The 20149-nt window shown below is 38.4% G+C and carries 18 protein-coding genes; 5 read left to right on the top strand and 13 right to left on the bottom strand.

All coding sequences use genetic code 11. The features are described from left to right. Positions 1 to 65: 65 nt before the first annotated feature. Positions 66 to 1538 (top strand): cardiolipin synthase, encoded by a 1473-nt coding sequence (cls, locus tag KO513_RS18320; protein WP_215914642.1) that lies wholly within the window; start codon positions 66 to 68, stop codon positions 1536 to 1538. 26 nt (positions 1539 to 1564) lie between these two features. Here cls and KO513_RS18315 read toward each other — a convergent pair whose 3' ends face one another. Continuing rightward, entirely contained in the window at positions 1565 to 2080 is a 516-nt protein-coding gene (locus tag KO513_RS18315) for a DUF2892 domain-containing protein (RefSeq protein ID WP_215914641.1), read from the bottom strand. Positions 2081 to 2085: 5 nt separating this feature from the next. After that, positions 2086 to 2991: a DUF6263 family protein gene (locus tag KO513_RS18310; protein ID WP_215914640.1), complete on the bottom strand. Its 906-nt coding sequence runs from the start codon at positions 2989 to 2991 to the stop codon at positions 2086 to 2088. Between the two features lie 185 nt (positions 2992 to 3176). On the opposite strand from KO513_RS18310, the gene rpmH reads away from it, so the two are divergent. Further along, positions 3177 to 3344 (top strand): 50S ribosomal protein L34, encoded by a 168-nt coding sequence (rpmH, locus tag KO513_RS18305; RefSeq protein ID WP_072991142.1) that lies wholly within the window; start codon positions 3177 to 3179, stop codon positions 3342 to 3344. A 119-nt stretch (positions 3345 to 3463) separates the two neighbouring features. After that, a complete protein-coding gene (gene carB / locus KO513_RS18300) occupies positions 3464 to 6319 on the top strand; it encodes a carbamoyl-phosphate synthase large subunit (RefSeq protein WP_215438965.1) in 2856 nt (951 codons plus the stop codon). A 126-nt stretch (positions 6320 to 6445) separates the two neighbouring features. Here the strand turns inward: carB and KO513_RS18295 are convergent, their stop codons facing one another. From KO513_RS18295 to gndA, 4 genes are all read right to left on the bottom strand, one after another. Next, positions 6446 to 6796, bottom strand: coding sequence for a ribose-5-phosphate isomerase (locus KO513_RS18295; protein ID WP_215914639.1), 351 nt, complete (start codon positions 6794 to 6796; stop codon positions 6446 to 6448). 15 nt (positions 6797 to 6811) lie between these two features. After that, the gene (locus KO513_RS18290) at positions 6812 to 9040 is read right to left on the bottom strand and encodes a tetratricopeptide repeat-containing hybrid sensor histidine kinase/response regulator (protein ID WP_215438967.1); all 2229 of its coding nucleotides are present in this window, start codon (positions 9038 to 9040) and stop codon (positions 6812 to 6814) included. Positions 9041 to 9185: 145 nt separating this feature from the next. Then, positions 9186 to 9743 carry a DUF3124 domain-containing protein gene (locus KO513_RS18285; protein ID WP_215438968.1) on the bottom strand — a complete coding sequence of 186 codons (558 nt, stop codon included), beginning with the start codon at positions 9741 to 9743 and terminating at the stop codon, positions 9186 to 9188. Positions 9744 to 9791: 48 nt separating this feature from the next. Further along, positions 9792 to 11204 (bottom strand): NADP-dependent phosphogluconate dehydrogenase, encoded by a 1413-nt coding sequence (gene gndA / locus KO513_RS18280; RefSeq protein ID WP_215914638.1) that lies wholly within the window; start codon positions 11202 to 11204, stop codon positions 9792 to 9794. Between the two features lie 173 nt (positions 11205 to 11377). On the opposite strand from gndA, the gene zwf reads away from it, so the two are divergent. Both zwf and pgl read left to right on the top strand, forming a co-directional pair. Continuing rightward, the gene (gene zwf / locus KO513_RS18275) at positions 11378 to 12910 is read left to right on the top strand and encodes a glucose-6-phosphate dehydrogenase (RefSeq protein WP_215914637.1); all 1533 of its coding nucleotides are present in this window, start codon (positions 11378 to 11380) and stop codon (positions 12908 to 12910) included. Between the two features lie 54 nt (positions 12911 to 12964). Then, the gene (gene pgl / locus KO513_RS18270) at positions 12965 to 13690 is read left to right on the top strand and encodes a 6-phosphogluconolactonase (RefSeq protein ID WP_215914636.1); all 726 of its coding nucleotides are present in this window, start codon (positions 12965 to 12967) and stop codon (positions 13688 to 13690) included. Here pgl and KO513_RS18265 read toward each other — a convergent pair. The 7 genes from KO513_RS18265 to KO513_RS18235 all read right to left on the bottom strand — a co-directional run bounded on the left by KO513_RS18265 (position 13671) and on the right by KO513_RS18235 (position 19972). Further along, positions 13671 to 14216: an acyl-CoA thioesterase gene (locus KO513_RS18265; protein WP_215438972.1), complete on the bottom strand. Its 546-nt coding sequence runs from the start codon at positions 14214 to 14216 to the stop codon at positions 13671 to 13673. The genes pgl and KO513_RS18265 overlap by 20 nt on opposite strands. Next, on the bottom strand, positions 14216 to 14581 hold the full coding sequence (locus KO513_RS18260) for a 6-phosphogluconate dehydrogenase (protein ID WP_215438973.1): 366 nt from the start codon (positions 14579 to 14581) through the stop codon (positions 14216 to 14218). The genes KO513_RS18265 and KO513_RS18260 overlap by 1 nt, the downstream gene beginning before the upstream one ends. Then, positions 14578 to 15924 (bottom strand): DNA recombination protein RmuC, encoded by a 1347-nt coding sequence (gene rmuC, locus KO513_RS18255; RefSeq protein WP_215914635.1) that lies wholly within the window; start codon positions 15922 to 15924, stop codon positions 14578 to 14580. The genes KO513_RS18260 and rmuC overlap by 4 nt, the downstream gene beginning before the upstream one ends. 66 nt (positions 15925 to 15990) lie before the next feature. Beyond that, on the bottom strand, positions 15991 to 16692 hold the full coding sequence (locus tag KO513_RS18250; protein WP_371735996.1) for an ABC transporter ATP-binding protein: 702 nt from the start codon (positions 16690 to 16692) through the stop codon (positions 15991 to 15993). A gap of 93 nt (positions 16693 to 16785) precedes the next feature. Beyond that, complete coding sequence (locus KO513_RS18245) at positions 16786 to 17658, bottom strand: 3-keto-disaccharide hydrolase (protein WP_215914634.1); 873 nt, start codon at positions 17656 to 17658, stop codon at positions 16786 to 16788. 133 nt (positions 17659 to 17791) lie between these two features. Beyond that, the gene (locus KO513_RS18240; RefSeq protein ID WP_215914633.1) at positions 17792 to 18823 is read right to left on the bottom strand and encodes a FecCD family ABC transporter permease; all 1032 of its coding nucleotides are present in this window, start codon (positions 18821 to 18823) and stop codon (positions 17792 to 17794) included. Further along, the gene (locus tag KO513_RS18235) at positions 18824 to 19972 is read right to left on the bottom strand and encodes an ABC transporter substrate-binding protein (protein ID WP_215914632.1); all 1149 of its coding nucleotides are present in this window, start codon (positions 19970 to 19972) and stop codon (positions 18824 to 18826) included. Between the last annotated feature and the right edge of the window lie 177 nt (positions 19973 to 20149).

Here is a 20149-nt window from a genome sequence, read left to right as displayed (position 1 = left end):
TTATTCCCCATCTTTATATAGTGGCTGATTCTGGCTGAACTTGGCCTTATTCGGTTGTAAGAAAGATGGATACAACACTAAACTTTTTTAATGATAACCTTTGGTTGATACTTTTAGGTATTAACTATGGGCTTGTTATTGTCCTGTCTTTCTTTATCCTTCTAAAAAATAAAAACCCGGTAAAGACACTTTCTTTTCTTTTTGCCTTGGCTGTACTGCCTTTTCTTGGGTTGATCGTATACTATTTGTTTGGACAAGATTATCGGAAATCAAAGATTTTTGAAAAGAAGTATTTTTTGGACAATCAAAAGATAAAGGAATGGCGGGCTAACTTTCGGCTGGACTCTAATGAGCGGGAAGATTTTGAGGAAACTTATGGGGAAGGTATTTTTAAAGTATATAAATTGCTGAAAAACAATGAGAAAGCAGTTCTTACTTTTGATAATAATGTTGAGATTTTAATAAATGGCGAAGAAAAATTTAAACGACTGTTCGAAGATTTAAGAAACGCGGAAAGTCATATACACCTAGAATATTTTGTTTTGTTTGATGATGAGCTTGGAAATAAACTCATTAGTATTCTCATGGATAAGGCAAAATCTGGGGTTAAAGTTAGGTTGGTTTATGATGATGTAGGTAGTAAAATTTCAAATAGAGTAAAGAAAAATATGACCAAAGCCGGAATAGAGCACGATGCCTTTATGCCGGTACTTTTTTCAAATTCTACGGGAAAACTCAATTATAGAGATCACAGGAAGATAATTGTGATAGATGGTAAGGTAGGGTATGTTGGCGGAATAAACTTGGCGCAACGCTATGATAACAGCTATAAGAACCCGCGTTATTGGCGTGATACGCATTTAAGATTGCAGGGTGGGGCAGTAGGTTCTTTACAGTCTTCATTTTTGTTAAATTGGAACTTTGCTTCCAATAATGAAGTTGAAATAGAAAAGTCTTTCTTTCCGCAGAACAAACCCGAAACAGAAAAACCCGTGGCGGTTCAGATTGCTGCTAGTGGTCCGGATACGGACTGGGCCAATATTATGGAAGCTATTTTTTGTGCTATTAGTTCGGCTAAGGAGCGTATTTATATTACGTCTCCATATTTTATGCCTAATGATGCCATTTTAACAGCATTGACTACGGCTGCAAGAAGCGGACTTGATGTAAGGGTTATGGTTCCTTATGAATCTGATTCATGGGCCGCACAGTACGCAGGTGATTCATATATTGAGCATTGCCTGGAATCGGGTATCAGAATCTATAGGTACTGTAAAGGTTTTATCCATGCCAAGACTATGGTAATCGATAATCAATTTTCAACGGTAGGAACGGCTAATTTAGATTATAGAAGCTTTTCTATCAATTTTGAAATCAATGCCATGATTTATAACCAAGAAATAAACCGCCAACTCGCAACCAACTTTTTTGATGATTTGGAGGAGTGCGAAGAGGTAGAACTTGAAAGATGGCAAAACCGCGGTTTGCGCCGAAAGCTAAAAGAATCTTTTAGTCGGTTATGGGCTCCGTTGTTATAGTATTTTCACTAACCACTAACTACAACCTAAATCTTCTTCATTTGCTGTTGCATCATTTTTATTTGATCAGTAAGCATATTGCTCTTGTCAAGCTTTTTGGCTTCTTGTAGAAGAGTAGTGGCTTCTCTTTTTCTTCTTTTTTGCATTGCAATTCCCGCAAGGCTTAATTTGGCCATGGCTACATCATAATCCATGGTAAGACCAAGTTTTAGAGCCTTTTTAAAGTACTTTTCGGCTTGGGTAAGGTTTTTTTGAGAGTGAATAATACCGTGTAGGTAGTTAAAATACCCTTGCTGTTTTGTAACTAGGGCGGCCTCAGGGTTCTTTATTTTGCTCAACCACTTTTGTGTGCCTTCTAAATCTTGTTTTCTCATACGGAGAAAGGCCAATAGAATAATCTCGTTTCTGAAATAAAGAAAAATGAAGATTAGGGATAGTAGAATTAAAAAGATACCATTACCAATATATCCTTCTATAAATTGATATACGGCGTAAGCTATAATAAGTCCTGCTATGACAAGTTTAAGATTTTTATTGAACATGTGTATTAATTATTGATCGGTTCGTTTAAATTCGTTAGAAGCTCATATGTAATGGTAGACTCTATGGTCGTAGGTATTTCCTGATCGCCCATTTGCGTCATTGTAGAGGATCCAGTGGAAACACCTTCTACAGTCATCTTTTTGATGAAACCAGTAGTTGCACTAGTGGTAATGTTCGTTTTTTGAGAGCCTTTAAGCTTCATTGTAGTTGCCGCTTCCGTTACGTTCATTGTAACTTTGGCTGCTCCTGTTATATTTATGGTATCTGCGTTTAAAGCTTTCAACGTCCATATGTTGTCTGCTTGCAGTTTTCCTGTATACTGGTTTTTCCAAGTATCTCCCACTTTTACTTTTTTACGGGGATAAATGAAGGTCATTTGCTTATAACTGTTAGAAAGCGCCTCTGATCCAAATTCTTTTTGCAATGACTTTTTCATCATATTCAATGAAAAATCATCTTTAAGGCCAGATGCTTCAGCCATTTTTACCACAAGACTATCTCCCCCTTTTACTTCAAGAATGTCTCCTGTTTTGGCAAGGGTAATATTTACAGGCCTATTTAAAAGACTGTTGAATATTTGGGATTGCATATCATTTTCATTCACCTCTTGAGCGTGTACATCCATCAATTCACCTTGAATGCTAGAGGTCATGTTTAAGTTTAGGTCCTTGAATTTTAAAGCTATTCTGTAGGTGGTGTCCCTTACTTCCAGTACCTTGAACTCTAAAACACCATTAATCTTATTGGTAAGGATGTGCGAGGCACCGTCCAGTTCTTGTGTTATAATTTGTTGTGCGTTTTGTTTTACGGTGAAGACAGCATTTTTCTTCAATTTGTACTCAAGTTGTGTCTGGGCTAAAGAAACGGTACTTGAAAGAACAATGAAAATAATGCTCAAAAAGTTTCTCATAGATTGATTTTATTGCGAAAATCCGATTTTGGCAAAAGTAATAAAAACCTATCGCTAGGCAGTAGGCATTCAATAAAAATATTTTTCAAAATGTATTTGCCAAAGAGAAAACTCTTTGTATATTTGCGCCCAGTTTTAGCGAGCGGTTTCGCAAACTTGTATCACACAAAGAAAAGGATAATACAATGCCCGGACAGAAAAGAACATATCAGCCTTCAAAGAGAAAGAGAAGAAATAAACATGGATTTAGGGAGCGTATGGCATCCGTAAATGGAAGAAAAGTTTTAGCTCGTAGAAGAGCTAAAGGAAGAAAAAAACTTTCTGTATCCTCTGAACCGAGACACAAGAAATAATGATATTATTTTTTAAGAAATATATAGGTGTTACTTTTTATAAGTAACACCTTTTTTTATGTCAGATTTGTACTGATATTTGTAACAATTTAATGCCAAAGTTTTAAAGAATACAACTAATGCCCAAAAGAAAAGATTTAAAATCCATACTACTGATCGGTTCCGGTCCAATCGTTATAGGTCAAGCTTGTGAATTTGATTATGCAGGTTCGCAATCATTACGTTCATTGCGAGAAGACGGTATTGAAACTATTTTAATTAACAGCAACCCTGCTACAATCATGACGGACCCTTCCATGGCCGATCATGTGTATTTAAAACCGTTGACTACCAAATCGATCATTGAAATTCTAAAGGAACACCCTCAAATTGATGCAGTGCTACCCACTATGGGTGGCCAAACCGCTTTAAATTTATGTATAGAGGCAGATGAAAAAGGAATTTGGAAAGACTTTGGAGTAGATCTTATCGGGGTAGATATTGATGCCATAAATATTACAGAAGACCGTGAAAAATTTCGTGAGCTAATGCTTAAAATCGGTGTTGGTATGGCACCGCAAGCTACGGCCACTTCCTTCTTAAAAGGTAAGGAGATTGCACAAGAGTTTGGTTTTCCTTTAGTAATTAGAGCGTCATATACCTTGGGTGGAGCAGGGGCTTCAATAGTTTACAAACCAGAAGATTTTGATGAACATTTAAGTCGTGGTCTGGAGATTTCCCCTATTCACGAGGTAATGATAGATAAAGCCCTTATGGGGTGGAAAGAGTATGAATTGGAGTTGCTACGGGATAAGAACGATAACGTAGTTATTATTTGTACCATAGAAAATATGGATCCCATGGGTATCCATACCGGAGATTCCATTACGGTTGCTCCGGCTATGACTTTATCTGATAGAACTTTTCAAAAAATGCGTGATATGGCTATCCATATGATGCGTAGTATTGGAGATTTTGCAGGAGGGTGTAACGTTCAGTTTGCTGTTAGCCCAGATGATGAAGAAGATATTATTGCTATTGAGATTAACCCAAGGGTTTCGCGTTCATCGGCATTGGCCTCAAAAGCTACAGGTTACCCTATTGCTAAGATTGCTACCAAGTTGGCTATTGGGTATCACTTGGACGAGTTGGATAATCAGATTACAAAATCAACATCTGCTTTATTTGAACCAACACTAGATTATGTAATCGTAAAAATACCAAGATGGAACTTTGATAAATTTGAAGGTTCCGATCGCACGTTAGGTCTTCAAATGAAGTCTGTAGGTGAGGTTATGGGTATTGGGCGTTCATTTCAAGAAGCGCTACATAAAGCAACTCAATCCTTAGAAATAAAAAGAAACGGATTAGGTGCAGATGGTAAAGGGTATAGTAACTACGACCAGATTATTCAGAAATTGACTGTTCCTAGTTGGGATAGGGTCTTTGTAATTTATGATGCTATTCAATTGGGTATTCCTTTGAGAAGGATTCATGAGATTACCAAGATAGATATGTGGTTCTTAAAGCAGTATGAAGAACTTCATTTGCTAGAAAAAGAGATTTCTACCTACACGATTGCAACGCTTAACAAGGAGTTGATGTTGGAGGCCAAGCAAAAAGGTTTTGCCGATAGGCAAATTGCCCATATGCTGGATTGCTATGAGAGCGAAGTGCACAAAAAACGTACGGAAGAAATGAACATCAATAGGGTCTATAAATTGGTAGATACCTGTGCCGCCGAATTTAAGGCGATGACTCCTTACTACTATTCGACTTTTGAAGCGGAAATAGAAAAACCGGACGGAACACGTTATGTTGAGAACGATAGCGTTGTTACCGATCGTAAGAAAATTGTTGTTCTAGGTTCCGGACCAAACCGAATTGGACAGGGAATTGAGTTTGATTACTGTTGTGTTCACGGTGTACTTGCCGCTGCTGAATGTGGTTATGAGACCATAATGATAAACTGTAATCCTGAAACGGTTTCAACGGATTTTGATACGGCGGACAAGCTTTATTTTGAGCCTGTTTTTTGGGAGCATATCTATGATATTATCCGTCATGAGAATCCAGAAGGTGTAATTGTTCAATTAGGTGGGCAAACCGCACTGAAACTTGCGGAGAAACTAGAGAAATATGGTGTTAAGATATTAGGTACCAGCTTTAAGGCTTTGGATCTTGCGGAAGATCGTGGTAGCTTCTCAGAACTTTTAAAAGAAAACAATATTCCTTTCCCTGAGTTTGGGGTTGCAGAAACGGCAGATGAGGCTTTGGCTTTAGCGGATAAGCTTAATTTCCCATTATTAGTAAGACCATCCTATGTTCTTGGAGGTCAAGGAATGAAGATTGTAATCAACAAAGAAGAGTTAGAAGAGCATGTGGTGGATCTTCTTAGAAAGATACCGAACAATAAGTTGCTTTTAGATCATTACTTAGACGGTGCTATAGAAGCGGAAGCCGATGCAATCTGTGATGGTGAAGATGTTTATATTATTGGTATAATGGAGCATATTGAGCCTTGTGGAATCCACTCTGGAGACTCTAATGCCACCTTGCCACCGTTTAACTTGGGCGAGTTTGTCATGCAACAGATAAAAGACCATACCAAGAAGATTGCTTTAGCTTTGAACACGGTAGGTCTGATAAATATTCAGTTTGCTGTTAAAGATGATATGGTTTACATCATTGAAGCTAACCCAAGAGCATCCAGAACAGTACCGTTTATTGCAAAAGCTTATAAAGAGCCTTACGTAAATTACGCTACCAAAGTAATGCTAGGGGATAAGAAAGTAAAAGATTTTGATTTTAAACCAGAGCTTAAAGGTTTTGCCATTAAACAACCGGTCTTTTCTTTTAATAAGTTCCCTAATGTAAACAAAAACTTAGGTCCTGAAATGAAGAGTACGGGAGAGAGTATCCTCTTTATAGATAGTTTAAAGGATGATGAGTTTTATAACCTTTACGCTAGGAGAAAGATGTATTTGAGCAAGTAATTTGTTTGAAGTAAATATCAGAAAAGCCGTAACAAGATAGTTGTTACGGCTTTTTTTTATAGCTTACTTTTAGCTTAAATATGTTCTGTTTTGTTCATGGAATTTGCTAGTGAAGTGGGTAGGCGATTAGTTAAACCACACTGCGTAACGTTTTCGGCGTAGTTCCAATGCTAGGGTTTCTTCCATTTTTAAAGCCTCTGCTCTGGTGTTTAGAGGTTTAATATGGTTGTAAAGACTTGGTCTTAGGTAGGAACCGTATTTTTTTACAATGCTGGAAGAAAGATTGTGTCCCTTTTTGTTTAAGCTTCCCTTTTTATGTTGTTCAAAACGTTCTTTGGGTGTTTTGCTGGTCATACCTACATACAGACATTCTAAAACTCCATTAAATTGTGGATTTGCTTCACGAAAACGTCTGTTTTCCGTGAAAACTTTTTTAGAAAGTTCTATAACGTAAATCTGATATTGAGTTTCGGCCATTTAAAAATGGATTATTTAATGGGATAAATCCATTTCCTCTTTAGGAAGGTGTTTAAAAATAATTTTCAAAAATTCGGGAAGGTTATAGGGTTTGTGTATAACATCGTCCATTCCGGAATTAAGTATTTCCTGTGTTCCTTCTTCTAACTCAACGGCCGTAAGTGCTATAATGGGGATATTTTTATTGAATTTACGAATCATCATCGTGGCTTCCATACCATTTATATTAGGCATGTTGATGTCCATCAATATTAAATCGTATGCGTTAGACTTACACATGGCAACAGCCTGTACGCCATCATTTGCTAAGCTGGACTTGATATGATGTTTCTCCAAGGTTTTTTGTGTGACCTTTTGGTTTATTTTATTGTCGTCAACAATCAGGACATGACTTGTATGGCCATTTTTTAAACCCTGTGGTATGTTAGGGTCGCTATTAAGAATAGATACTGCTTTATGTTGCTCAGTTTGTTTTTCTAGAGTTAATTCAAAACTAAATTCCGCTCCTTCGTTAGGTTGACTTGTAAGTTGAATTTCACTTCCGTAAAGGTCTAGAATCTTTTTTACAATGGTTAGACCTAAACCAGTGCCTGTATAACTATGGTTTTTATTTTCTATTTGGGTAAACTCTTTAAAAATTTCCTTCTGCATATGCAAGGGAATCCCAAGACCATCATCCTTTATAGTGAATTTTACCACGGTGTTTTCATTCTTAGTAGTTTCAACTACAACAAGGCTTAACCAAATATTACCGTTTTCGGTGAATTTAATCGCGTTGCCCATTAAGTTGATAAGTACCTGCGAAAGCCGTATAGGGTCGCCAATTAATTTATTGGGGATGTTCTCGTCAATATGAAGGTGCAGTTTGTTGCTGTTCTCGTGTAGCGTAAATTCAAAGGAACGTACTATATTCTGTATAAGGGTATCCAATTCGTAAGGCACTTTAGATAGGCTAATGGCTTCAGCATCCATCTTACTCAAAAGCAATACATCATTAATGAGCGCTAATAAGTAATCCGCAGAGAACTTTAAAGAATTTAAGTCGTCCGCATAGGCTTTTAGATTTTGGTCTTCTTTAAGCAATGTAGATATACCTATCACTCCATAAAGAGGGGTTCTAAGTTCATGACTTACGGTAGATAGGAACTTGGTCTTTACTTTAGAAAGTTTTTCGGCTTTTTCGTTGGCAAGTCTAAGCTGTTTGTTCTTTGCCATCAACCTATTGATGTAAATCCTTCGGGTTTTAAAGAAAGTAATAATGCCGAAAAGGGCTAAAACAAGAATAACAATGGCAATAATAAGAACAGTGGTAAGCGATTTTGATTTGGAGATTAACTCCTCTGCATAGGCTTGTTCCTTTAAGGCAGACTGTAGTTCTTTATGTGCTTGTTCTAAATCGTATTTAGCTCGTGCCTTCTCGGTTTCCTCTAGTTTTTTTAAGGTGTATGCCTTTTGCTTGTAGAGATTGTGTTGGTCTAAATTGGCAAAGGCTTTTTTATAATCATCCGTTTCACTGTAGAGTTTGGATAAATCTCCGTATGCCTCTATGGCAAGGTCTGTATTATCATTTTCATTGGCAAACGATGCAATTTTCTCCAACTTTTGAGTTGCCGCATCGTACTTCTTTTTAGCAAGGTAATATTTGCCATGTAGCAAATCCATGTACAATCTGTCCAGGGAATCTACTTCTTGCAAAGAAAGCTCCTCTGCTTTTTGTATGTAGTGAGCCGCATTATCCAGTTGATTGTTGTCTAAGTATGTCCAAATAAGATTTATGTACGTAAGGTATATTTCGTCGTAATCTTGGGCTTTTTGATTTAATTCTATGCTTTCCTTAAAATAAGCAATGGCCTTGTTATAGGTTTGTTTATTCTCGGAGTAAAGGATTCCCAAGTTTAAGGCTCCCCATGCTATTAAGCTGTCCGTTTCTGTGGCTCGTGCCAGCTCTAGGGCTTTTTCAGAGTAGATTTTGCCTTTTATGGTGTCTTCGGTTTCGGAATAAATTCCGCCTAAAATATCGTAGCCTAGGAACTCGTAATAATCATAATCGTACTCATGTCCTTTTTCTATTAGGGTAGCGGCGTATTTAATGGCGTCTTTATAGTTGTATTGATCGTAGGCCTCGTTTGACTTGTTTACGTAAAATTCCAAGGTATCCCGTTGCCATTCCGTTGAGTTTTGAGCTAAGGTGTTAGTCAAATGGGAAAGAAAAAAAACAATAATAAGTAATCTGAATGGGCTCATAAAATCTTAGGGGCCAATAAGAAATTTCGGGGTTGGCCTTTTTTGACGAGCTAATATAAGGATTTGCTTCACAATATATTACGAAGTAGTCAATAGATCGATGGATGGTATCTTGATAGATAGGACGTAATTGCCCTTGAATATATTATTCTGCGTCTACTTCTATTCCCTCTGTAGTAAAGGAAAATGCTTGTGCACCCAAACCACCAACCATTACTGCTTGAAATAAGGGGTTTATGGGATGTTTGGAATACCAATCTATGATAAAATTGGCACCGCTACCTCCAGAAGTATCCTGTTGTTCTATAACATAGTCAATAGACTCCATAGGGCGGAGATAAATGGCTTGGTCCAGGTAACTCCTAACTAGGTCACCTCCTGTATTGTAATAATCTATAGTGGTGATGAATAGGCTATCTTTTAAACTGGTATTTCTAATGCTTAATGTGGCCGTCAATAAAGTTCTTGAGTCTCTGGTCTGGTTATAAATATCCGAATAAATGGGTACGTAGACTTGTTTGGTAAGAGGGTCGACGGCAGCACCATCGACCCTTCTAGTTAAAGTATGTTCATCAAGAACCTTTACTGGTTGCTCTTCATTTGCTTGTTTGCAAGAGGTAACCAGAAAAATGAGTATAAGAACACAGGTCTGGGCCCAAATAGAATTTTCAATTAAAAAATCGCTATTGTTGTATTTGCTCATGCCCTTATTGTTCTAGTCTCATTGAGTTAGGTTAATGGTCAACTAATTTTATTCCCATTCTGTATGGAAAATACCCTCTTTGTCTAAACGCTCATATGTGTGAGAACCAAAGAAATCCCGTTGTGCCTGAATAAGGTTTAACGGCAATCTACTTGATGTATAGGCATCAAAATAGGTAAGCGAGTTAGAAAGGCCAGGTAAAGGAATTCCGTTTTTGGCTGCGTGTGCTACCAATTTTCTAGCAGAGCCAACACTGCCTTTTACTTTGTCTATAAACTGATCAGAAAGTAAAAGGTTCGGAAGGTCCTTGTCCGCTTCAAACGCATCTGAAATATCAGCTAATAATCCCGCACGAATAATACATCCTTCACGCCAGATTTTTGCAATTGTAGCTATATCCAAGTTGTAATTGTATTCTTTTGAAGCATCAGCTAATTGGTGAAGTCCTTGGGCGTAAGTTATAATAAAGGAGAAGTAAAGGGCTTCTTCTGCCATTTTCTCTAATTCTTCCTTGTCTAATTTTTCAACTTCTGGACGGTCGTACAATTCGTCTGCCTTCACTCGCTCTTCTTTTAAGGCTGATATTTCACGCATGCTAACGGCAATATCTATAGAAGGAACGGGGATGCCCAAATCCATTGCGTTTTGGCTGGTCCATTTTCCTGTACCTTTTTGTTTTGCCCGATCAGATATCTGGTCTAAAAGCCCCAATTTGCTTAAGTTAAGCTCATCTTTCTGAATAAAGATTTTAGAGGTAATCTCAACAAGAAAAGATTGTAAACGGCCCTCGTTCCATTTAGAGTAGGTAGTATGAAGCTCCTCGTTGGTATAATCCCCGGCCTTTTTGAGCAGGTCATATACTTCCGAAGTTAATTGCATAAGTCCATATTCAATACCATTGTGAACCATTTTTACGTAGTTTCCGGACGATTTTGGACCTAAATATGCAACACAAGGTTCGCCTTTGTATTTTGCAGATACCGCCTCAAAAATAGGTTTGATATGTTGGTAGGCAGATTTTGAGCCTCCAGGCATGATGCTTGGCCCTAGACGAGCACCTTTTGCACCACCCGAAACACCGGCTCCAAAAAAGTTAATCGCCTTATCATGAAGATAGGCTTCACGACGGTCAGTATCCGTAAAAAATGAGTTTCCACCGTCTATTATGATATCACCGCGATCTATATGAGGTAAAAGACTTTCTATAACGGCATCTACAATTTTACCAGCAGGAACCAAAAGCATAATTTTTCGGGGTTCCTTTAACGATTTAACGAATGTTTTGATGTTCGTAGAGGCATTGACCTTGGCCTCATGGCCTCCTTCTTCCTTTAAAGCGGCTACTTTTTCAGCGTCTAAATCGTATCCGAAAGCAGAAAAACCATTGTCTGCTACATTTAATATAAAGTTACGGCCCATAACACCAAGGCCTATTAATCCAAAATCATATTTTTCTTCCATTTCCTAATTTTAAAATTAAACGATCAACGTTCAAATTGTTCTTTTTTGGTAGGTACAACCAAAATTAAACGAAATTATTGAAATGTAAGATTATCTTAGGGTAAACTCGTTGGTATTACTGCATCTTTTCGATACTTTTAACCTTTCAAATAGTATTAGGATATTATCTCATTATGAATAAAACAGAAAATCAAATTCTTGTGATATTTGGCGCTTCTGGCGACCTTACGGCAAGAAAACTTGTACCCGCACTTTTTAATTTGTATCAGGCCAATCAACTTCCTGAAAATTTTGTGGTACTGGGGGCAAGTAGGAGTGATATGACCGATAGCGCTTTTAGGAATAAAGTGGTATTAGAGAGCACTTATTTAGAGGATAAACTTAAAGGTCTAAAGGAAGAGGAAGTAAAGAACTTTGCGGATAAATTCTTTTACGAAGATTTAGGAGGGAGTTATGACACGGACTATGGTCGCTTGAGAAAGAGGGTTGAAGACTTAAAGAACAAATACCAAACATCTGGTAATATTATATACTACCTTTCTACACCGCCTACGTTGTATGAAACAATAGCTCAAAACCTTGCAGATGCAGGTATGAGCACCCAAAATAATGGTTGGAAACGCTTAATTGTTGAAAAACCTTTTGGCTACAGTTTGGATACTGCCAAACAGCTTAATAGCGGCCTTCAGCAATTTTTTAAGGAACATCAGATATATAGAATAGACCACTATTTAGGTAAGGAGACGGTACAGAACCTATTGGTTACCCGTTTTGCCAACAGTATTTTTGAGCCTCTTTGGAACAGGAACTACATACACCACGTAGAAATTACCAATGCAGAGAGTGTTGGTGTGGAGAAAAGAGGAGGATATTATGATAAATCCGGTGCCTTACGCGATATGTTCCAGAACCATTTATTACAGATTGTTTCTTTGATTGTTATGGAGCCGCCTATAAGCGATGCTCCGGAAGATATACGAAACGAAAAGGTAAAGGCGCTTAAATCGCTCAGGGTTATGAAAACCGAGCAGGAATTATTTGATAATACCATTAGGGCGCAATACACCAAATCTGTTATAGACGGAGAAGAAGTTAAAGGTTATCGTGAGGAAGAGGGAGTGGATAAAGATTCTACCACGGAAACCTTTGCGGCCATTAAGTTCTTTGTTGATAACTGGAGATGGAAAGATACACCGTTCTACGTTCGCACCGCAAAGAGAATGCCTACCAAGGCAACGGAAGTGGTGATTCACTTTAAAACCCCTCATCATCAAATTTTTCAAGATTCCGGGTTGGATAGTAAGGACAACAAGTTGGTAATCCGTATTCAGCCAGATGAAGGTATTCTATTGAAATTTGGAGTAAAAGTACCAGGTCAGGGCTTTAAGGTAGAACGTGCCAATTTAGATTTTTACTATTCTAGTTTAGCTGAAACCCATGTAATGGATGCGTACGAGCGCTTATTGTTAGATGCTATGCAGGGTGATGCAACCTTATATGCGAGAGCTGATGAGGTTGAGGCGGCTTGGGAATTTGTAGACCCTATCTTAAAGTACTGGGAAAACGGTAAAGATGTGCGTATGTACGGTTATGCCGCCGGTGTTTGGGGCCCTGAAAATTCTCATGAGCTCATAGATGGTATTGGTGAGTGGAGAAATCCAGGTCCTAATCTTACGGACGACCCTGGTTTTTGTGTCATTTGTTAATTAAAGTAAAGGCCCTTTTTAAAGAAGGGCCCTTTTGTTCATTTAAATAAAAGTATGGAATTAAAGATATATCAAGATAAAGTTGAAGTTGCTCAAGAGTTTTCAAAGTATTTTGCAGAGCAGACCAAAGGAAACGAACCTTTTCATGTAGCGCTTTCGGGAGGAAGCACGCCAAAAATAGTTTTTGATGTACTGGCCGAAAAGTTTGGAGCTAGTATAGATTGGAAACTGGTGCATTTTTATTGGGGAGATGAACGCTGTGTACTTCCTACGGATGATGAAAGTAATTATAAAATGACCGTAGAGCACCTTTTGTCAAAAATTGATATCCCAGAGGGTAATATTCATAGGGTAGAAGGAGAAAATGACCCTGAAAAGGAGGCGGAGCGTTATGCCCAAGTATTGAAAAATGAACTTCCGGCCAAAAACGGATTCCCTCAATTTGATTTAGTTATTTTGGGTATGGGAGATGATGGTCATACAGCATCTATTTTTCCACATGAAATAGAATTGTGGGACTCAGAAAACCTTTGTGCAGTTGCCGTTCATCCAGATTCTGGTCAAAAACGAGTTACCATAACCGGGAATGTCATCAACCACTCTAAAACGGTAGCCTTTTTGGTAACAGGGGCCAGTAAAGAGGAAAAGGTAGGAGAAATTATAAATAAGGAAGGTTCGTACACTGCGTACCCTGCCAATTTAGTGGCACCTACAACAGGAGATTTACTTTGGTTTTTGGATAAGGCCGCGGCCGCTAAAATTACCGAAGGGCAAGTTTAACATTTTCGTTGCTAAGACTCTCTAAATGCATTTCCATTTTAAATTGTGAAGAGTCAAACTGAGTGTCCCTTGAAAAGGCCTCTTCTTTACGCTGTTTACTTCTGGAAAAACGTCTAACACCTTGTTCGTTTTCTAGAAGTAAGCCGGGTACGGGAACACTTTTCCCGTTTTCATCTTTCGCTACCATAGTAAAATAGGAAGAGTTGCAATGGCGCTTTGTACCCGTGGTTATGTTTTGCGATTCTACGCGAACCCCCACGACCATAGATGTTTTTCCCGTATAGTTAATAGAGGCTCTAAGCGTTAAGAGTTCACCCACTTCCACAGGGTGTAAAAAATCTACACGGTTAACGGATGCCGTTACACAGTACCGCTGCGAGTGTTTAGAAGCACAGGCAAAGGCAATTTGATCCATAAGATTAAGAATGTGGCCACCGTGAACCTTACCCCCAAAATTAGAATGGGAGGGGAGCATAAGCTCTGTTATTGATACTCTAGACTCGTTAGCGCTTTTAAACTTTTCCATTAGTTTCTAAAATGAGGTGATTGTTCTTTCTGTACGTCGGTAATGAAATATTTACTATCGCCCAACCAAAGAAAGGTAGCAAAGCGTTCTACATAGTGCAATTTTACATATTGGCCCTGATATTCTTGAAGCTTCTCTATTACTTCTTTATCCTTGTCCAACACAGAAAAAGAAAAGATTTGAGCTCCGGAAATACCTTGACTTATCTCGCCTTCCCAAGTTTTTATGATAACTCCTTTGTGGCTTATTTTTATTAGCTCTCCAGAGCGTATACCATCGCTATACGGTACAAAGTAAATAAAGGCGTAAACAATTGCGAAAAGGGCTATAATAATGCCCAGGGTTACAAAAAGCGACTTTTTCATGGTTTCAGTTTTAGTTCGCTTTCAAAATCATCATCTTGAGCGCGTTTTAATATGGGTTCGGGAATGGATTTTTTAGCCTTGGCACCCATTTTCTTCAATTTTTCTATGCTAATAACAATGTTGCCCCGCCCTTCTACAAGTTTGTTCATAGCTCCTTTGTATTCAGATTTGGCCTCGTCCATTTTCTTACCAACTTTGGTAAGGTCGTTTACAAAACCTTCAAACTTATCATAAAGAGCTCCCGCCTGTCTGGCAATCTCTATGGCGTTGCGCTGTTGCTTTTCATTGTTCCACATACTGTCTATGGTACGCAGGGTAGCAAGTAAGGTAGATGGGGTAACTATAACTATGTTCTGTTCAAATGCTTTGTTGTATAACGTAGGGTCATTGTTTATAGCAATGGCAAAAGCAGGTTCTATGGGTACGAACATGAGCACAAAATCCGGACTTTCCATAGCGTACAGGTCTTCGTATTTTTTTGAAGAAAGCTGGTCTACGTGACGCTTAAGGGAATTAATATGGTCCTTTAGGAATTTTTCGCGCAGGTCCTCTTCCGCGTTTACGTACCGCTCATAATCGGTAAGGGATACTTTGGAATCAACAACCATCTTTTTCCCATCGGGTAGGTTAATAATAACATCTGGAAGTACTCTTGAGCCATCTTCTCGGGTAAAACTTTGTTGCACGGAATATTCCCTGTCTTTTTCAAGACCGGATTTTTCCAATACACGTTCCAGAACCAATTCCCCCCAATTTCCTTGCATTTTGCTGTCGCCTTTTAATGCCTTGGTAAGGTTCTCTGCTTCTTGGGTGATTTTTAGGTTTTGTGTCTGCAGGTTTAAAAGTTGCTCTTTTAAGGCTGAATGTATGCTGATGTTCTCCTTTTGGCTCTCTTCAACTTTCTTTTCAAAAAGTTGTATTTTTTCATTTAAAGGGGATAGGATGTCTTTAATGTTCTTTTCGTTACGTTCCGTAAACTTTAAACTTTTCTCCTCTAAAATTTTGTTGGCAAGATTTTCAAACTCTTTGGTAAACTTTTCTTGAAGCTTTTCTACCTCGTCTTTTTGTTCCCTGTTTTTTAGTTGAAGGTTCTCTAAATCGGCCTGGTAACGTACAATCTGGTTGCCCAGTTGTTCTTTTTCACTCTGCAGTTGCAGTTTGTGTTCTTCACTGTCACGTAGCCGTTGCTCCATAACACCAAGATTTGCATGTAACTGTTGTTCGCGTTCTTCAAGCGCACTCTGGCTACTTTTTGTCTTTAAATTTTGAATATAGTTTCCTAGGAAATAGCCTGCCGCAAGACATATCAGTCCTATTAATAAATATATAAGGTAAATGTTCATTTGTAAAATAAAGTGTTCGGGGGTAAAGATACGAGATTGGCTTTAAAACCAAACATCACGCTTACGTTACTTTTTTATCCTAAAAGAACCTGTCTTTGGGTCAAAAGCAACGGTATCGGAAGGGAATAACGACTCAAACGCTTTTTGTTCAATTAGTTCGCAAGGTTTTCCAAAATAATTTTCTTTTCCATCTAACAGAACCATTTTGTCACACAGCTGAATAGCCATTTCAATCTCATGGGTAGTAAATAGCACAATTTTTTTTGTGGAATGTGCAATGGAACGAAGCAGTTTTAAAATCTGTATTTTATGGTAAAGGTCTAGATGCGTAGTGGGTTCGTCCAATAGGATGATAGATGTATCTTGCGCTAAAGCCCGGGCAATCATAACACGTTGCAATTGCCCGTCGCTTAGCTCATAACATTTTTTATCCTGAAGTTTTTCTAGCTGCAGGGATTTTAGGGCTTCTTTTATTTTCTGTTTGTCCGTTGCTGTAAGAGTACCCAGCCAATTGGTATAGGGCTGCCTTCCTAAAGCCACTAATTCAATAACGGAAAGGTTTTTAGAGGCAATAGGCTCCGTAAGAACCATGCTTATCTCAGCTGATAGGTCTTGCGGAGAGTAAGCGGCAATAGGTTTGCCCTTAACCGCTATATGGCCGGCCAGCTGAGGTTGTGAATTGCCCAGGGTTCGCAATAAAGTAGATTTTCCAATACCGTTTATGCCAACTATGGCGGTAAGCTCGCCGGGCTCCAGGCCAAAAGTAATATTTTGGGCAATAGCATTGGAACCGTATCCAATAGATAGGTTGGCAGATGAAAGCGTACTATGTTTTTTTAGGAGCCCTATGACGATTTTTTATTAAAGTTGTTTTTTGATTTCCTTTGGTAACTTTTTGATGTTCTTTATCTTAATATTCTTGTAATAAACCTCGCAGGCTTCGGACTGAAACTGTATTTTTCCTTTTGTCAGTGATTTTGCGATACCTTCTTTGTTGTATTCTTTTGCATTTTCTAGAACCATAACCACTTTTCCGTTTACAATATGGTAGGCCTTATCCTCTATGCAGATAAGTTCCAAACGGCTCCATTGCCCATGCGGATTTTCAAAATCAGCAATTCTTCTACAACGGCCATTACCGCCGGTTTTAAAAGTACGCATTTCGCCATTTGGGTCATAGAACCAAAACTCTTTTCCGTTGTCCATTCGTTTTGTAGCCTTGATGTCCATGCTAACACCGGCCAGTGGAAAGAAATCACCACAATCCGTTTCTTGTACTTGCATTTCCGGGGCACGCATCCAAACGTTCCAGAACTGTCCGTGAGGTTCTTGGGCGTGGTAGAGTACACCACTGTCTCTTTTATCTTTTAAGCGTGGTTCGTATTTTTTCGTTCCCCATTTTATATCAAAGATCAAATGGTAGTTTTCATATTCTTTTTTGGTGCTTAAACCTCCGTAAATTTCCCCGCTTACATTTAAAATGGTTTCCCCGTTTTCCTGAGTAGTGGTAAAGACATTTAAAGGGTCATTGTTGAGTCCAATTGGTGTGCCGTGCATACCGTCTCCTTTTTCATAGCCTTCTAGGTCTAATGACGTATGAGGTACACCCATGAAAATATCCCAGTTCGTAAGGTCTTTGTCCAATAGGTTCTCCCATCCTTTATCGTTCTTTTGAGCATTCAAGAAATAGGTTGTAGATACAAGAAGAAGCAGGTAAATTAGTTTAGTTTTCATTGATGTTGTTAAGATTGATTTAAAGAAAAAAGTTCAATAGTTCATTACTTGTAAAACTATAGGATTAGGAATAACCAGAGTATAACATATGATCTTATATGTATAATTTAAAGCTTAAAGAAAAGAACTATTGTTAAAACACCATCTTTCTTTTTCTAATTAACAACCAGATAACTACAGGAGCTCCTAGAATGCTTGTAATTGCGTTGATAGGAAATACTTCGGCACTATTAGGAAGTTGGGCTATAGTATCACAAATAAGCATTAAAATGGCTCCGTAGATTAGAACGGCAGGAAGTAAAATGCGATGTTCCGTGGTGTTGAAGATTTGGCGTGTTAAATGTGGCACGGCCAAACCTATAAAAGCAATGGGACCGGCAAACGCGGTAACAACCCCGGCCAGTAAGCCCGTTGCAATAATAATTTGATACCGTGAACGAATTAAATTTACGCCCAAACTTTTTGCATAGTTTTCTCCAAGCAGAAGGGCGTTTAACGGTTTTATGCACAATATGGCAAGAAGTATTCCTAAAAGGATAATGATGAACAGTAGGCCCAATTGGTGCCAAGATAGGTTGCCAACACTCCCAAAAGACCAGTACACAAACTGTTGAAGCTTCTCTGCATCCGTAAAGTAAGAAAGCACACTCACTATTGCAGCGCTAATACTCCCGAACATGAGTCCTATTATCAAAAGGGCCATAGTGTCCTTTACTTTGGAAGCCACAGTGATAACGGCCAAAAGTACCAGAAAACTACCTATACTGGAAACAATGGCCATAGATACATCCGTAACTAGACTCAACCCGAATAATGATGCCAATGTTGATGACCCCATAATTAAGAAAGCGGCACCTAAACTGGCCCCGGAGCTAATACCCAGTACGAATGGGCCTGCCAAGGGGTTCCTGAACAAGGTTTGCATCAAGAGCCCGCTTAAGGATAATCCTGCGCCTACCAATATAGCCGTAAAAGCTTTGGGTATCCTGTAGTTCCAAATGATATATTCCCAAGCGGTATTTTCTATTTCTTTGCCAAATATGGAATGTAATGTTTCCGAAAAGGGAATAGAAACCGACCCCAAAGAGACGTTGACCCCTAATGCAACTACTAAAATAGCAATCAGGAAAATGAATGAATTACGGTATGTTTTAGGGTCTTGCAATTAGTTTAAAGGCTTAAAGAAAAACAGTTCGTGGTCCGGAAGCAATTCTGGATGAAAAATGTGGATAAGGTCTTTTAGCACAAGGTCTGGCCGCATAGGCCCCAATTCATAGTATAATAAACCGCCTGTTTCTCCTTTGGCAATTGTATTGGAAAAAACGGTTTTGTCCTTGTAAGCCTTAAATTGAGTGTAATGTTTGTTGGATTCATTTACTTCTTCATAGGAGGTAAGCATTGAAGGGTTTAGCCAATAATCTGCATCTTGTGCAGTGGCTAGAACAGATTCCAAGCTCAGGCCAATTCCCCCGGTTTCGGGAGTTTCTTTCCATAAATAATCGGTTTTGGCATCCCTTAAAAATTGTGCCATCCAGCTTTTTCCTCCAGCAACATGCCAAACGTCTTTGTATAGTCCGCCTGTAAGAACCGTAGGTTTTTTGGTAGCACGATTAGCAATATCTTTTGTTTGTAAGTAAGACTTTTCTATAGATTTAAAGATACTGTCCGCTTTAGTTTCCAAACCAAAAAAAGGAGCAAAAAACTTGAGCCATTCCGTTTTTCCTAAGGGAGATTCCTCTGTCCAGTCTCCATTATAAACCACAGGAATGTTAGAACGAATTAAGGTTTCGTACGCCTTATTCTGATTGTTAATACCAAAACCTACAACTACATCAGGTTTAAGGTTTAGGGTAATTTCGGTATTCAACGTTTCATTGTTCCCTAGTTCCTTTATATGTCCATTATCAATTCGTTTACGTGTCTTTTCAGAGGAAATTAAATCTGTATTAGGGAAGCCAACTAGTTTGTTGGTTACGCCCAAGGCTTCAAGGGCGGGTATATGAGTTGTAGAAGTTACGATCAACCGTTCTATGGGTACGGCAACAACAGCATCATATTCGTCCTTACTAAACGTAATTGAGGCCAATTTACTTTTTGGAATCAACGCATATTTAAAGGAAGTGTCCGCTCCAGGCCAAGCAGATGAGACTTCAATAGTGGTTAGTCCGTTACTGGAGGTCTCAATTGAAAAACCTTTGGCATGGCTAATTTCAATTTCTGTTGAAGGCTCAAGTTGTAATCGCGAGTCACTTTTTTTATCGGTCTTACAAGCGATAAAGAAGCAAAAAAATAGAATTAAGATGCTGTTTTTCAATGGGTTTGTTTTGTTTCTGTAGTTGAGGTATGGCTCTATTATGGCATTAAAGGTACATTCTTTATGCCCTAAGAAAAAAGTGGCGGGCTAAATATTTTTTGAAAGAGGAGGTACGTAACCCACTAATTGTCATTGTGCTATTAAATTAATTTTAAGGGAGTTTAAAAATAGTTTAAG

Source organism: Zobellia sp. B3R18 (assembly GCF_018860715.1).
Classification (GTDB): domain Bacteria; phylum Bacteroidota; class Bacteroidia; order Flavobacteriales; family Flavobacteriaceae; genus Zobellia; species Zobellia russellii.
The sequence above is the reverse complement of the archived record's forward strand: the minus strand, read 5'-3'. Positions and strand labels throughout refer to the sequence as shown.

What these genes read in the sequence shown, in the direction of transcription:
- cls (WP_215914642.1), top strand. Translation starts at nt 66, where the DNA reads ATGGATACAACACTAAACTTTTTTAATGATAACCTTTGGTTGATACTT.
- KO513_RS18315 (WP_215914641.1), bottom strand. Translation starts at nt 2,080, where the DNA reads ATGTTCAATAAAAATCTTAAACTTGTCATAGCAGGACTTATTATAGCT.
- KO513_RS18310 (WP_215914640.1), bottom strand. Translation starts at nt 2,991, where the DNA reads ATGAGAAACTTTTTGAGCATTATTTTCATTGTTCTTTCAAGTACCGTT.
- rpmH (WP_072991142.1), top strand. Translation starts at nt 3,177, where the DNA reads ATGCCCGGACAGAAAAGAACATATCAGCCTTCAAAGAGAAAGAGAAGA.
- carB (WP_215438965.1), top strand. Translation starts at nt 3,464, where the DNA reads ATGCCCAAAAGAAAAGATTTAAAATCCATACTACTGATCGGTTCCGGT.
- KO513_RS18295 (WP_215914639.1), bottom strand. Translation starts at nt 6,796, where the DNA reads ATGGCCGAAACTCAATATCAGATTTACGTTATAGAACTTTCTAAAAAA.
- KO513_RS18290 (WP_215438967.1), bottom strand. Translation starts at nt 9,040, where the DNA reads ATGAGCCCATTCAGATTACTTATTATTGTTTTTTTTCTTTCCCATTTG.
- KO513_RS18285 (WP_215438968.1), bottom strand. Translation starts at nt 9,743, where the DNA reads ATGAGCAAATACAACAATAGCGATTTTTTAATTGAAAATTCTATTTGG.
- gndA (WP_215914638.1), bottom strand. Translation starts at nt 11,204, where the DNA reads ATGGAAGAAAAATATGATTTTGGATTAATAGGCCTTGGTGTTATGGGC.
- zwf (WP_215914637.1), top strand. Translation starts at nt 11,378, where the DNA reads ATGAATAAAACAGAAAATCAAATTCTTGTGATATTTGGCGCTTCTGGC.
- pgl (WP_215914636.1), top strand. Translation starts at nt 12,965, where the DNA reads ATGGAATTAAAGATATATCAAGATAAAGTTGAAGTTGCTCAAGAGTTT.
- KO513_RS18265 (WP_215438972.1), bottom strand. Translation starts at nt 14,216, where the DNA reads ATGGAAAAGTTTAAAAGCGCTAACGAGTCTAGAGTATCAATAACAGAG.
- KO513_RS18260 (WP_215438973.1), bottom strand. Translation starts at nt 14,581, where the DNA reads ATGAAAAAGTCGCTTTTTGTAACCCTGGGCATTATTATAGCCCTTTTC.
- rmuC (WP_215914635.1), bottom strand. Translation starts at nt 15,924, where the DNA reads ATGAACATTTACCTTATATATTTATTAATAGGACTGATATGTCTTGCG.
- KO513_RS18245 (WP_215914634.1), bottom strand. Translation starts at nt 17,658, where the DNA reads ATGAAAACTAAACTAATTTACCTGCTTCTTCTTGTATCTACAACCTAT.